Here is a 14,392-nt window from a genome sequence, read left to right on the forward strand (position 1 = left end):
AACTAATACTTCAATAGAGGTGAGTTTATGAATATTGTTCATAAAGAAATTGAAGTTTCAAATCGAAGTATCATAGTTAAACCAAATTATTGTTGTGATGTGATTTTTTCAAAGCAAAAATATTATTCAAAAAAACAAGAAGTTTATAGATTAAAACTACTTATTTCTAAAAATAAACGCTCTAACCAATATGATCATACTGCTAGTCTTTTAACAGATTTCAAATATAAACTGAGTTATAAAACTGCAACAAGTGATACTGAATTAGAGACTAACTTTAAAGAACCTTTGATATATAAAATTAGTAATGATCAAAAACAATTTATTGATTTTGAACTACCTGTCAAATTATTTGAAAATAATAAGCTTGATTTAGTTTTTAGTTGTCAATTTCAAGCAGATCATAAGATTCAAAATTTTACCAGTGATATTAAGTTAAATATTTCAGGATCTTCTAAACAAAATCTCTATAAAAATAATCTAATTAATTATTATAAAAACTATGATCATAATTCTTTAAAAAATGATGTTGTAGTTAGTCTTTTAACTTATCAATTAAATTATCAACAAGAGCAATTTGTTGTTAATAAAAAGTATCAAAAACTAGTAGATTTTAAACATCATTTCAAAGTGAATTTAGATAGAGATTTTAATAATAATTCTGAAATCAATAAGCTAATTAATGATCTATTAACTTCAGATCTTAATAACTATTTTGCAGCGGAAAGCTTACAGCTAAATGATCATCAAAAAGCTAACAAATTTTATAAAACTCTTCCTAAAATACTAGTTCAAAAAAATGGTTTATATTTTGATAATAAAGCTGTAATTGTTGATGATAGTGTTGTTGAAAAAGAATCGGAAACAAAAGGGTTTATTTTTAATTCTTTACTAGAAAATAATTTATATTTAGATTTTAAAGTGTTTAATGATCATATTGGATTTAACTGAAAAGTTCAAGATTTAGAGATTATCAGTTTAGATAATCTAGAAATTAAAGAATCAGTTATTAAAAATTATCAGTTTAGTAAAGAGTTTTTTTCTACTATTGAATTAATGCAACTAAGTAAGTTAGAAAAAGAGATTAATAAGTATGAAGTTGAATAGAAAAACTAGACTAACAATACTGATCATACTGATTTGTTCTTGTATTAGTTCAACGGCTGCTTCAATTTATTTTTCCAAAATCTTTACAGTAAATAGTAGCTTAATTGAGAGTCAAAAAACACTTTCTAAACCAATCATTGGTAAGAATTATATTAGCAAAATTTTGACAAGCCAAAACACTTTAGATGAAAATAAATTTAAGGCCGTTTTTCTAACTGAGCTTAAAAAACAAAATAAAGATCTTAAGTTTTTAGATGATGTTATAAGCTTTCAATTCAACAAGACCGAAGTGGGTGTAATTTATAAAAATTATAAATGGTTTTATAAAATTGTATATAATAATAATTAAGTAGAAAGAATACTTTTGGTGAATATCTGCATGAATATTTATGAAGAAATTGTTAGAAAACTTAAATCTCGAGGAGCTAAAGGAGCAATTACTCAAAACTCAGAATTTAAAAAAATGGGTTTAGATTCTTTGGATTTAATGGATTTAATTGTTGAACTAGAAGATACCTTAGATATTAGAATCGATGATGAGCAATTACTTTCTTTAAAAACTATTTCTGATTTATTACAAGTGATTCAAGAGTTGAAAAAATAATGATTATATTATCAAAAAGACAACAAGATAAATATGACAAAATCTTAATCAAATTAAAAGATAAAAAGATTAGATTAACAGATGTAAGAACAGCAATTATTAAACTTTTAATATCTTCTGATCATTTAACAATCCAAGACATTATATCTAAATTACAAAATGAAGTTACTAACATAAATGTAATGAGCGTGTATAATACAATGGATCTTCTTTTAAATGAACACATTATTTTTGCAAACACTTTTAATGGTAAAACTATTTTATACGAAATAGCAACAGATAAATCAATTCACTTAAAATGCGATAATTGTAATAAAGTTATTCATTTAAATGACAGTGACAGCAAGGATTACAATTTTTTAGAGTTGCTAGATTTATCCGAAAAATATGGTCTTAGATTAGATCACTTTAAGATTGAAGGACATGGATATTGTACTGTTTGCTTATTAAAATAACTACTAACTGTGTTACTAAATTATCTGCTATTAATATTGAAAAGTTATAAACAATCTTTATAATTAATAAAGGTAGTCTTACAGGGGCATAGTTCAGTTGGTAGAACATCGGTCTTCAAAACCGAGTGTCACGAGTTCGAGTCTTGTTGCCCCTGCCAATATAGAAAATCAGTCACACTAGAGTGTGATTTTTATTGGGAGAGTAGTTCAATGGTAGAACATCGGTCTCCAAAACCGAGTGTTGAGGGTTCGAATCCTTTCTCTCCCGCCAAAACTTAGAAAAACAAAAGCTGGAAATTAATCCAGCTTTTTTTATTCTTCAATAGCAACAAAACCAATTGTTTCAATTCCGGCGTGAACTGTATAAATATTTGGAACCATTTCTCTAATAAAGTTAATTTTTTCTTCTTTTAGTACATCAATAACATTGTCAAATGTTTTATCACTTGTTAATGGAGTTCTTAAAACAAATAATTTAAATTTTTTATCTTTGTACTTATCTTTTAAATTTTTAATAACTTTTTCTGTTAGTGCTGAATAAGTTCTTCCAAACGCTTCTTTAATAGGATCTTTGGCTCAAACTATTAGTAATTTAGTCTTAAAGATGTTTAATACAGTAGTTATAATTCCTGTTGCACGTCCACCACTTGATAATTTTTTTAAATCTCCAGGAATAATAGAAACATAAACTTTTTCTTTATTTTGATCAATAAATTCAATAGCTTGTTGTACAGTTGAAACACTACCATCTTTAAGAGCTTGATCCAATCTTAGAGCTATTTCACTAATTGCTTGAGCGGCTAGATCAGTATTTTGATAAACTGTAACTTTATCAATAAATTTTTCGTCTTGACTAACTAGTGATGCAGTTTGAAGCATTGATGATAAGTTTTTAGTTATTGGAATATGAACAACATGATCATATTTTTTTAGTAATTCTTGATATTTTTGTTCTAATTCACCAATACTTGCTTGACTTGTTTTTACATTTTCTCCATTGGCAACTCTTTCAAGAATTTTGTTATCAACCACATTAGAATTTGTATCTAAAAATTCAGTGTTATCTGGCATAACTATATGCAATGGTATCAATTCTATATTTGTTTCTTTAAATATTGAAGCGTCATAAGTTGATGCGCTATCAACTAGTAATCCTATCTTCACAGTCATTTCTCCTTTACTTTTTTCACGCAACTAGCGCAACTGTTTCTACTCCTGTATGAGCTGCAATTACATTAGTTAATTCTGATTTAATCCTAATGCTTAGTCCAGCATCCTTTGCGCTTTCATCAATAATGTCTAGATACTGTTGATCTATTTTTGAATATGAAATATCAATCTGTTTAACATTTTCAATTTCATTAATAATAAGGTTTAAGGCATCTTTAACAGCTTTTTTAAAAGTTCTTGATGTAGTTTGTTTATCGATGCTACCATCATATCTTAAAATAGGAATGATTTTTAACATCTTAGCAATCGCTGCTGCTGCTGGCTTAATTCTTCCACCATTTTTTAAGGTTTCTAAATTTTTTGGAATAATAAAAGCAACAAAATCTTTTGAAGCTTTTTCAACTAATTTAACAATTTCGCTACAAGTTTTTTCTTGTTTTATTCACAAAACAACTTTGTTAATCATTTCTTGTTGAATAACGCTAACTGCTTTTGAATTGCATACAAAAACTTTATTTTTATACTTGCTTTCACTTTCACTTAGAATTTTAAATGTATTGTATTGTCCGCTTAATTCACTAGAAATTGGAAGGAAAATAATTTGATCATAACTTTCTAACAAAGCATCTCATAATTTGAACATATCACCAGGTGTGGTTTGACTTGTTTTAAGTGGCTCTTTTTCTAATAATCGATAAAATTGTTCTTTAGTTAAATCTTGATTATCATAAAAAGTTTGACCATCTGTAGTTGTGATCAATAACGGTATGACATATAAATCTTTATAGTTTGAAACTCTTCCATCAAAAGAAGAATCTGTAAGAATTGCTACTTTAATCTTACATCACCTTTCTATATCCATTTTTGATATATTTATTTAGATTATATAATTGGTATAATTAAAATCAATTAGATAGGGGAATTATTAGACATGAATAATTTAAAATTTGGTGTTTTTTATAATGAACAATTCGACTCATTATTAGTAAGTTTTTTAAATGAACCAGTTATGCAAACATCAACTTATAATAATGTTGTTATTTTAAAAAATGACAAAGATGTTATTGGTGCTAACATTTTTAATGTCTCAGAAAATATTAAAATTGATCAAGCTTTTTGTTCTGAAAAACCAGATGTAGTTAATTATGTTGAAAATGTCTTAAAAGATATCTACCCCGTTAAACAAACAGAACAATTTTTAATAGGAAAAATAATAAGATGTGAAGCTATTGAAGGAACTCATCTTCATGTTTGTGATGTTGATTTAAAACACGAAGTTATTCAAGTAATTTGTGGTGCTTCTAATGCTAGAAAAGGATTATTAGTAGTTGTGGCAACTTCTGGTAGTTGAATGCCAAATGGTGCTCTTATAACTGAAAATAAAGTTAAGGGAATAGATTCTTTTGGTATGTTATGTAGTGCTAAAGAATTAAAAATCGAAAGTGATAATTTAGGTATTATTGAACTTGGTAGTGAGTATTCAAATAAAGTTGGTCAGAGTTTTTGGAGAGCGTATTATGAAAAACAGAATAAAATTTAGTTTCGATTCTAAAGTTAAAGATGGTTATTATATAGCTGATTATTTTAAAAAAACAGTGCAAATTATGGATCAACTAAATTTAAATCAAAAAGTTACAATGCAGTTTTTCCAAAGAAATGATAATGTTGTTTTATGTGGTATTAATGAAGTTCTATCATTATTAGAATTTGCTTCACCTAACTACAAAGATTTAGAAATTTGATCATTAGATGATGGACAGATAATCAATTCAAAAGAACCAGTACTAAAAATTACAGGCAGATATCAAGATTTTGGATGATTAGAAGGTATGATTGATGGTATTTTAGCAAGAAATAGTTCAATTGCTACAAATGCTAAAAAAATTATTCAAGCAGCTAAAGATAAGCCGGTTTTAAATATGTTTGATCGCGCAGATAGTTTTCGAACTTTAGCAAGCGATGGTTATGCTTCATATATTGGTGGATTTAGAAATTTTGTTTCTCAAGCAGCATTACAATATATAAATGATCATCGTGTTATGCAACCATCAGGAACAATGCCACACGCTTTAATTCAGGCATTTGAAGGAGATACTTTAAAAGCAGCTAAAGCTTTTTATAAAGTATTTCCAAATAATAATTTAATTGTTTTAATTGATTATGATAATGATTGTGTTAATACAGCTATTGAAGTTGCAAAACATTTTAAAGATAAATTATATGCTGTTAGAATTGATACTTCAGCATCTTTAACTGATAAGTATTTAGAACAAAACCAAAAACAATATCCTAGTAGTACTAAGCTAAACGGAGTTAGTATAGAGCTTGTAAAAGCTGTTAGAAAAGCATTAGATGATTTTGGATGTCAAAAAACTAAAATTATTGTTTCGTCAGGGTTTGACGCAGAAAAAATTAAAGAATTTGAAGATGCCAATGCGCCAGTAGATATTTATGGTGTTGGTAGTGCTTTAGCAAGTATTAATATCGGTTTTACTGGAGATGCAGTTTTATTAGACGGAAAGCAACAAGCTAAATTTGGAAGAAAAGACATTTTAAATCCAAGGCTAAAACGAGTTAAATAGGAGAAGCGATGAAACATAATATTATCGATGAATTGACTTGAAGAGGTTTAGTAAAACAAATCACAAATCAAGAAAAAATAATATTAGCTCAAAATAACCATCAATCAGTATATTGCGGGTTTGATCCAACTGCTGATTCTTTGCATGTTGGTCATTTAATGATGATTGTTACTTTAAAAAGATTTGGTCTATTAGGTTTTAAACCTATAGCTTTGATTGGTGGAGCAACTGGAATGATTGGTGATCCTTCTTTTAAATCAACTGAGCGAGTTTTGCAAACTGATGAACAAGTTCTTAAAAACATTAAAGCTATTAGTAAACAACTAACTGGAATTATTTCTGATGTTAAGTTTGTTAATAATGCAGATTGATTAAAACCAATTAGTTTAATTGAATTTTTAAGAGAAGTTGCAAAACATTTTAATTTAAGTTATTTATTAGCAAAAGAATCAATTGCTAGTAGAATTCAAACTGGGTTATCAATTACTGAATTTTCATATACTATGTTACAAGCTTATGATTTTTATCATTTATATACAAAACATAATTGTACTGTTCAAATAGGTGGATCTGATCAGTGAGGAAATATCACAAGTGGGATTGATTTTATTACTGATAAATTAGGAAAAGAAAATTCTAAAGCCGCTGGATTTACTATTCCATTACTTGTGAAATCTGATGGTCAAAAATTTGGTAAAACTGAATCAGGTGCAATTTGATTAGATGCAAGCAAAACTAGTGAATATGAATTTTACCAATTTTGATTTAATCAAGCAGATGATGACTGTGAAAAGATGTTAAAATTACTAACATTTTTAAGTGAAAGTGAGATTAATAACTTAGTTGAACAACATAAATTAGCGCCACAAAAACATATTATGCAAAAAGCTTTAGCTGAAGAAATTACAAAGTTTGTTCATAAACAAACGGGTCTGCAAAAAGCTCAAAGATTAACTGAAGCGTTTTTTACAGGTAAATTATCATCACTTACAAGCGATTTGTTAAAAACAGCACTTAGCTCTCTTAAAAGCATTGAATTAGAAAAAGATGTCAAAATTATTGATGCTTTAATAAGAGTTTCGGCTGCTACTTCTAAACGTGAGGCAAGAGAGTTTATTAATGCTAAAGCAATTTATGTAAATGATCAGTTAATAACTGATGAAAATCAGTTATTAGAAAGTTTTGATCTATTAGAACAAAAATATCTTTTAATAAAAAAAGGTAAAAGAAAGTACTTTTTAATAACTTTAAAATAAAAACAAAATTTTAATTAAAATTAATTTCTTAAAAATAAAGATTTTTGTGTTAACAACCAAATATCGTTTTGAAAAGAAAATATAATAAAGTTAGAAAATGTAGAAATCTATATTTTCAAAAAACAAAGTATATCTAATATTATTAAAATAATTTTCTCTCACTCAATTTTAATAATAAAAATTTCAATAATATTTCTTAAGTTTGTCATAGTTCTTAAACTTAACATAATATTAAAACCAGACTCTTATCAGGCAACAAGAGTCTGGTTTTATTTTAAAAAAGACCCGTAAAGAGATCTTTTAAAATATTAACTATTTAATTAAACGGTTGTATCATTCAACAATTAAGGCTTCATTGATTTCTGGATTTAATTCTTTTCTTTCTGGTAATCTTACAAATTCACCTTTAACTTTGTCTTTGTCAACTTTAACAAAATCAACAGTTGTCTGATTGTTTTGTAATGCTTCAAGAACTTTTTCATTTTTCTTAGTTGCTTGTTTAACTTCAATTACATCTCCAACTTTTAATTGGTATGAAGGAATATCGATTTTTTTATCATTTACTAAAATGTGACCATGACTAACTAGTTGTCTTGCACCTTGTCTTGTCATTGCAAATCCTAATCTGTAAACGATATTGTCTAATCTTGATTCTAGTAAAACTAAAAAGTTTGTTCCTAAAATTCCTTGTAACTTTTTAGCTCTTGCAAAAGTGTTTCTAAATTGTCTTTCACTCAAACCATACATATATTTAACTTTTTGTTTTTCTTGTAATTGTTGTCCATAGTCAGATAATTTTATCTTAGATCTATCTTTACCATGATGACCTGGAGTAGTTACTCTTTTTTTACCCTTGCTAAACTCTTTACCAGTTTCAAGAATCGAAAATCCAAATCTACGTGCCTTTTTAAATGTTGAACCTGTAAATCTTGACATACGTTCACTCCCTTATTTATGGTTATTAAAAATATTATGAACAGTTCCTAAGTTAACCAGTCTATTAATTCACCTTTACTGCTAAAGTTACTTTTTTTAAAAATAGACAGCATTTAACTTATAACTGAATGCAGAATATAGTTAAATAACCTTAATATTATAAACTTAATTTAAAGACTAATCAATTAAAATTTCTTAATGTTTTTGTCTTATGATCTTATAAATTAACTAACTTAATGATTAATTGTCTTTTGATATAATTTAGTTTAGAGAGTGTGGATTAATATAATGCAGTTTGTTATGTATAATTTAATGATTGCAAAGATTACAACTACAATAGATATTATTGTTTACATAGTTTTTGGATTAAGTTTTATTTTGGCATTAACTCTTTTGGTCTTACTAATTATTTATAAAAATATTATTAATAAAGCTAATCAAACTAGCTTAACAATTGAATCAATATTAAAACATCCACTATCAAGTCGTTTAAATAGAATGAGTTTTATAGCTGAAGCTTCTAATAACAAACATCTAAAACAAGATGTAGAATTATGAAAAGTTAAATACTACCAAATATATAAAGTTGAGTTACCCGAGTTAATCACTAATGTAAATAAGTTTTTTTTAACAAATAAATTTAAAAAATCACAATCATTTCCAAGTATTTTCAATTTTAAAAAAGCTAATCAGGTTTTTGAAACTTCTCAAACTTTAGAATCTAAAGTTGTCGAAATCTATGATCAAACTCAAAAAATTACTGAACTTGAATTTTTATTAAGAGATTTAAAAATTGTCATTCAAGAAAATATTGATCAATTATTTAAATTTATTAATAGCAAAAAAGAAAATGATGATTTAAAAATTAATCATTTAGTGATCAAAGAATATAAACAGGCAATTAATAAAAAAATCACTGTTTGTGATTATTATATTAAAATAGGTAAGTTCGAAGAAGCTTTTAAAAAGCTTATTAATTTAGCTGAAAGTGTAGTTAAATTCATTAGATTTATTGATAATACCTATAAAATGGTTTTATCATTAGAACAAAATGGAGTTTTATATGCAAAACTTCAAGAAGTTAATAGCCAATTATTATTAAAATCTGACAATACAAACCAATCTGATCAAATTCTAGAAAGAGAAAACATTAATAAAGCTTTTCAAATAGATAAAGAAAAAATTCTTGAACTTTTATATGCAGGAAAAATTAATTCAGCAGCTGCAATTTATGATCAACTAATAAATAAAATTGCAACAATTCACTCTAATTTAAAGTTTGAAGTTAGAATTTTTTCATTTTTTGAAAATAATATCGAAAACATTCAAAACATTATTAGTGAATTTGAACTAGAAACTAAAAAGATTGAAGAACTAATTATTTTAAATCTTTCATTTAAAAATAATATTAATGAAGCAAAAAACAGATTTTATAATATTAAGCCTTTTATTGACGCGGTGAATAATGAATTTCAAATGATTTGTTCTAGATTTATTAAATTTAAATATTCAGCAGCAGGCGAAGCTGTTTTATATAAATGTGTGTCACAAACAAAAAACATTTTATTAAGATTAGAAAAATACTATAATGATTTTATTGAAATTTATGCTCTTTTAAGAACTAGAGACTCATTTTTAGAAGAAATTGAATCAAAGATCGATAATATCAGAACTACTTTATTATTTACCGAATCAATTATTTACCGAAACAGCGATATAGAATCATTAAAACAGTATAAAGAATGAATTAATACTAGATTTACTCAACTAAGTTATGTTGAAAAAAATAGTAATTCAGTGTTATTGTCATTAAAAAATTTTGACAAAATTATTAAAGATTTAGACCATCAACTAAAAGAAACAATTTATATAAAACATAACGTGATTGATGAAGTTATGTTAGATAAAATTGCTCAATATCTAGTTACTTATACTAGTCGTTTTTTAGGTTATAAAAATGATTCGGTTAAAAAGATAAACAAAATTATGGATGCTTATCAAGACAAGCAATATCAAAAAGCTATTGATTTAGGAATTAGTTTAATTAGAGAAATTAAAAATTTAAAAAATTTAGGAGAATAGAATGAAATATATTTTAATAAGATATGGAGAGTTAACACTCAAAAAGAATAATAGGTTTAGATTTATTGATAAATTAATTTCAAACATTAAATTGAAATTAAAAGCTTTTCAGCAAGATATTGAATATCTTAAAGATCACAATTCTTTAATGTTAAAAGTTAATGATCAAATATTAAATGATGTTTTGAACCAATTAAAAACAGTTTTTGGAATTTATTCTTTATCTGTTGTTGAACATACTAAAAAAGATTTAGAAAGTATTAAACAAGCAATCATTGGTATTGCCGCGAAATCAAATAACAAAAGATTTAAATTAGAAGTATCAAGAAAAGATAAAAGTTTTCCAATTGATAGTGTAGAACTTAAGAAACAACTTGCACCTGAAGTTTTAAAAGCTTGTGATGATCTTGTTGTTGATCTTCATAATCCCAATTTAAAAATTGAAGTAGTTATTAAAAAAGATCATGTTGATGTTTTTGATCATAGAATCGATGGTTTAAAAGGCTTACCTGTTGGAATAAGTGGAAAAGGTTTAAGCCTGTTAAGTGGTGGAATAGATTCTCCGGTTGCGAGCTTTTTAACTTTAAAAAGAGGAATGCGTGTTGATTTTATCCACTTTATGACTCCTCCTCATACTTCAGCTGAAGCACTGAAAAAAGTCTTTGATTTAGCTAAAGAGCTATCAAAATATAATTCCTTAACTTTTAGAGTTTATGTTTGCGATTTTGCTTTAATGTTACAAGAACTTCAGCACATACCTAATCAAAATTACAAAATTACAATCATGAGAAGAATGTTTATTAGAATTGCAAATGCACTTGCAGATAAGTATAACTATAAAGCTTTAATTACAGGTGAAAGTCTAGGGCAAGTTGCTTCTCAAACTATTGATAGTATTAATGTTATCAATTCAATAAGTAAGCAAACTATTTTAAGACCGCTAATAACATATGATAAAGAAGAAATTATTAAAATTTCTAAATTTATTGATACTTATAAAACTTCAATTTTACCTTTTGATGATGTATGTAGTATGTTTGTTCCAAACCAGCCAGTCACTAGACCAAAACTAGAGATTGCCAAACAACAAGAAGATACCATTTTATGAACTGAGCTATTAGAAGAAATTATTAATAATCATATAAGTGAATTTATTTTTAAAGATGGAAATTTTATAGAAAATAAAAATAATTAACAACTAATGGAGATCTATCATGAATTTTTTACCAATGTTTACAGTTAAAAGTGAATATAATTTTTTAGATTCATTAATTAAAATTGATGATTATATTTTCTTTGCAAAAAAGCATAACTTCAAATATGCTTTTTATTGTGAAAAAAATTCAATGTATGGAGTTGCTGAGTTTGTTAAAAAAGCAAAGATGAAAAACATTAAACCAATTATTGGAGTTAGTTTAGAATTTGCTGATCAAACCAAAATATGTATTTATGCAAAAAATAGATTAGGTTATCAACTTATTTGTAATTTATCTAGTTATTTATATGATGGGTTTGATCATTCAGATCAAGAGATTAAACAATATCTTTGTGATTTATTAAACAATAATGTTGTAATTGTTGCAAAATTTTTCGACACTGATTTTAAAACAAAACTAACAGATATTCTAACTACTGATTTATATGATGCTGAGCAATTAGCTTTATATTTACAAACTATTAATTATTTAGATTCAAAACAAGGTTATCTTTATAGTATTTTACAAGCTATTAGAGAGTCAAAAACCATTGATCAAGTTCAATCAAAGAATTTAAATTTTTATCCTGATAATGATTTTTTAGAAAAAAATAGTTTTTCTATTACAAACATTGACAAAATAACTTCAGAAATTGCAGCAAAAGTTTCTTTTGATCTTTTTGATAGTAAATCAAAATATTTAATTAAGTATCAAGCTCCAAATAATCTTTCAACTAATCAATTTTTAAGACAAAAGTGTCTTATTTCATTAAAAAAATACACTCAATATAAACGAAAAACTCAAAAACCAATTATAGTTGCTCAGTATTTAACTAGATTAGATTATGAGTTAAATGTTATTAAAACCATGGGTTTTAGTGACTATTTTTTAGTCGTTGCTGATTATGTTAATTTTGCAAAAAAACAAAAAATAATGGTTGGTCCAGGACGCGGTAGTGCTGCTGGTAGTTTGGTTAGTTTTTTATTAAGAATAACTGACATTGACCCTTTAGAATACGATTTATTATTTGAAAGATTTTTAAACCCACAAAGAGCAACACTACCAGATATTGATGTTGATTTTCAAGATAATAGGCGTGAAGAAATTCTAGAATATCTATTTGAAAAGTATGGTAAATACAATGTTGCAACAATCACAACTTATCAAACAATTGGTTATAAGATGGCCTGAAGAGATGTTTGTCGAGTTTTTAAAATTGAACTTAATATTGTTAATAAAATCTCAAAATTATTAGACCAAGAAAAAGAAAGTAATTTTATTGATTTTGTAAAACAAAACCAAATATTAAGTGATTATTATAAAGATCAACAATTCAAAACAATTTTTGACGCAATGAATGTTATTGTAGGTTTACCTAGACAATCTGGAACACACGCTGCAGGAGTTATTTTATCTGATATAGATTTAAGAAATGTTGTTCCGATTAAAATAGGATATAACGGGATTTTTCAAATACAATATGATATGAGTTATCTTGAAGAATTAGGATTAATTAAAATGGATATTTTAGGTTTAAAAAACTTAAGCACACTTCAAGATATTATTCAGTTAGTTAACCAAAATTATAATTTAAATCTTAAGTTAAATCAGATTCCTTTAAATGATAAAAAAACTTTTAGATTTTTACAAAAAGGTGATACTTCTGGTATTTTTCAGCTTGAATCCAAAGGAATGACTGACTTAATTATTAAAATGCAAGTTGATTCAATTCAGAGAATTTCAGATGCTTCAGCATTATATCGACCTGGACCTCAAGAAATGATTCCACAATATTTAGCTAACAAAAAAAATAATAATTTTAAAGTTATTGACGATAGTGTTTATGAAATTTTAAAACCAACTTTTGGAATTATTGTTTATCAAGAGCAAGTAATGCAAATGCTTAAAAAAGTTGCTAATTTTTCGTATGCAAAAGCTGATATCGTAAGAAGAGCAATGAGCAAGAAAAATGCTGGATATATGCACCAGTCAAAACAAGAATTTATTAGTAATGCTATTAATCAAAATCATTTTTCACAAAACAAGGCTAATTTAATCTGAAACTGAATTGAAAAATTTTCTAACTATGGATTTAATAAATCTCATTCAATTGCTTATTCTTATGTAAGCTATTGACTAGCTTTTTTTAAGGCAAATTATACTTGTGAATTTTATGCTTGTTTATTATCTGGAGTTATCGGATCTGAAGTTAAAACTCAACAATACATCAAAGAATTAAGCGAGTATCAAATTAAAATAAATAAACCAACTGTTTTAAATACCTTTTTTAATTATCAAATTAGAAAAAAACAAATCTTTATGCCACTTTCAACTATCAAAGGTATTGGAAATGAAGTTGTTAAAAAACTTGCAAATGCTAAAAAAGAAAACAACCAACTTTTTAAAGATTTTAATAGTTTTGTTTTAGCAATGACAAAGCAAAAAATCTCAATTAATATTATTCAAATTCTGATTAAAGCCGGAGCATTAGATAATCTTTGAAATTTAAATAAACAAACAATGCTTAGTAACCTAGAAATGATTTACAATCAAGCTAATGCTTTTAAAAATTTAAATACCATTTCTGAAGAAGAAAAAGTAATCTTAATTAATTATGATGAGTTTGATGATGAAACTCTAGCAAGATTTGAAAAAGAGTTATATGGTTTTTTTATTGAAGCTAATCCAATCTTAAAATTTAAGAATTTAAATTTAAACTACAATCTTGTTGATATTTCAAAACTTAAGTTAAATAGTGATCAAATTATTCTTGCTTTTATTTCAAATATTAAAGAAATTAATGACAAGAATAATAATAAAATGGCTTTTATTTCATTATTTGACAGTACAGGTGAAATTGAAATGACTATCTTTGCAAATGATTATCAAAATTTTAAACAAAGTCTTGAGTTAAACAAAGCTTATATTTTTAAAGTTCAGCCTAATTTAAGACAAAACAAAAAATCAGCAAAATTTATTAAGTTAATTAAGTCATTATAAGGAG

Annotated in this window: 13 protein-coding genes and 2 tRNA genes; 12 read left to right on the plus strand and 3 right to left on the minus strand. The window is 25.7% G+C overall.

Annotation, left to right across the window (positions count from 1 at the left end; genetic code table 4):
* The first annotated feature begins 27 nt into the window (after positions 1-27).
* The 6 genes from MPUT_RS00905 to MPUT_RS00930 all read left to right on the plus strand — a co-directional run bounded on the left by MPUT_RS00905 (position 28) and on the right by MPUT_RS00930 (position 2,437).
* Positions 28-1,107, plus strand: coding sequence for a hypothetical protein (locus MPUT_RS00905; protein ID WP_014034935.1), 1,080 nt, complete (start codon positions 28-30; stop codon positions 1,105-1,107).
* On the plus strand, positions 1,094-1,456 hold the full coding sequence (locus MPUT_RS00910; RefSeq protein WP_014034936.1) for a hypothetical protein: 363 nt from the start codon (positions 1,094-1,096) through the stop codon (positions 1,454-1,456). Before MPUT_RS00905 ends, MPUT_RS00910 begins: the two co-directional genes overlap by 14 nt.
* Positions 1,457-1,486: 30 nt before the next feature.
* Positions 1,487-1,711 carry an acyl carrier protein gene (locus MPUT_RS00915; RefSeq protein WP_014034937.1) on the plus strand — a complete coding sequence of 75 codons (225 nt, stop codon included), beginning with the start codon at positions 1,487-1,489 and terminating at the stop codon, positions 1,709-1,711.
* A complete protein-coding gene (locus tag MPUT_RS00920; protein ID WP_014034938.1) occupies positions 1,711-2,166 on the plus strand; it encodes a Fur family transcriptional regulator in 456 nt (151 codons plus the stop codon). The genes MPUT_RS00915 and MPUT_RS00920 overlap by 1 nt, the downstream gene beginning before the upstream one ends.
* Positions 2,167-2,248: 82 nt before the next feature.
* A tRNA-Trp gene (locus MPUT_RS00925) sits at positions 2,249-2,324 on the plus strand.
* A 38-nt stretch (positions 2,325-2,362) separates the two neighbouring features.
* Positions 2,363-2,437: transfer RNA gene (locus tag MPUT_RS00930), tRNA-Trp, on the plus strand.
* A gap of 41 nt (positions 2,438-2,478) precedes the next feature.
* Here MPUT_RS00930 and MPUT_RS00935 read toward each other — a convergent pair.
* Complete coding sequence (locus tag MPUT_RS00935; protein ID WP_014034939.1) at positions 2,479-3,330, minus strand: DegV family protein; 852 nt, start codon at positions 3,328-3,330, stop codon at positions 2,479-2,481.
* A 13-nt stretch (positions 3,331-3,343) separates the two neighbouring features.
* Positions 3,344-4,198, minus strand: a complete 855-nt coding sequence (locus MPUT_RS00940) for a DegV family protein (protein ID WP_014034940.1) — start codon at positions 4,196-4,198, stop codon at positions 3,344-3,346.
* Positions 4,199-4,267: 69 nt separating this feature from the next.
* Here MPUT_RS00940 and ytpR point away from each other — a divergent pair, with 69 nt between their 5' ends.
* Genes ytpR through tyrS form a run of 3 tightly spaced genes read left to right on the plus strand, consistent with a single transcriptional unit; the run spans position 4,268 to position 7,174 of the window.
* Positions 4,268-4,876: a YtpR family tRNA-binding protein gene (gene ytpR / locus MPUT_RS00945; protein WP_014034941.1), complete on the plus strand. Its 609-nt coding sequence runs from the start codon at positions 4,268-4,270 to the stop codon at positions 4,874-4,876.
* The gene (locus MPUT_RS00950; protein ID WP_014034942.1) at positions 4,854-5,918 is read left to right on the plus strand and encodes a nicotinate phosphoribosyltransferase; all 1,065 of its coding nucleotides are present in this window, start codon (positions 4,854-4,856) and stop codon (positions 5,916-5,918) included. The genes ytpR and MPUT_RS00950 overlap by 23 nt, the downstream gene beginning before the upstream one ends.
* Positions 5,919-5,926: 8 nt before the next feature.
* On the plus strand, positions 5,927-7,174 hold the full coding sequence (tyrS, locus tag MPUT_RS00955) for a tyrosine--tRNA ligase (protein ID WP_014034943.1): 1,248 nt from the start codon (positions 5,927-5,929) through the stop codon (positions 7,172-7,174).
* Positions 7,175-7,486: 312 nt separating this feature from the next.
* Here the strand turns inward: tyrS and rpsD are convergent, their stop codons facing one another.
* Complete coding sequence (gene rpsD, locus MPUT_RS00960) at positions 7,487-8,110, minus strand: 30S ribosomal protein S4 (protein ID WP_014034944.1); 624 nt, start codon at positions 8,108-8,110, stop codon at positions 7,487-7,489.
* A 300-nt stretch (positions 8,111-8,410) separates the two neighbouring features.
* Between rpsD and MPUT_RS00965 the strand changes: the two genes are divergently transcribed.
* Genes MPUT_RS00965 through dnaE form a run of 3 tightly spaced genes read left to right on the plus strand, consistent with a single transcriptional unit; the run spans position 8,411 to position 14,388 of the window.
* Positions 8,411-10,192 (plus strand): hypothetical protein, encoded by a 1,782-nt coding sequence (locus MPUT_RS00965; protein WP_014034945.1) that lies wholly within the window; start codon positions 8,411-8,413, stop codon positions 10,190-10,192.
* 1 nt (position 10,193) lies between these two features.
* The gene (gene thiI / locus MPUT_RS00970) at positions 10,194-11,387 is read left to right on the plus strand and encodes a tRNA uracil 4-sulfurtransferase ThiI (protein WP_014034946.1); all 1,194 of its coding nucleotides are present in this window, start codon (positions 10,194-10,196) and stop codon (positions 11,385-11,387) included.
* 19 nt (positions 11,388-11,406) lie between these two features.
* Positions 11,407-14,388, plus strand: coding sequence for a DNA polymerase III subunit alpha (gene dnaE, locus MPUT_RS00975; RefSeq protein WP_014034947.1), 2,982 nt, complete (start codon positions 11,407-11,409; stop codon positions 14,386-14,388).
* Positions 14,389-14,392: the final 4 nt, after the last annotated feature.

It is taken from the genome of Mycoplasma putrefaciens KS1 (genome assembly GCF_000224105.1).
In the GTDB taxonomy this organism is placed as follows: domain Bacteria; phylum Bacillota_I; class Bacilli_A; order Mycoplasmatales; family Mycoplasmataceae; genus Mycoplasma; species Mycoplasma putrefaciens.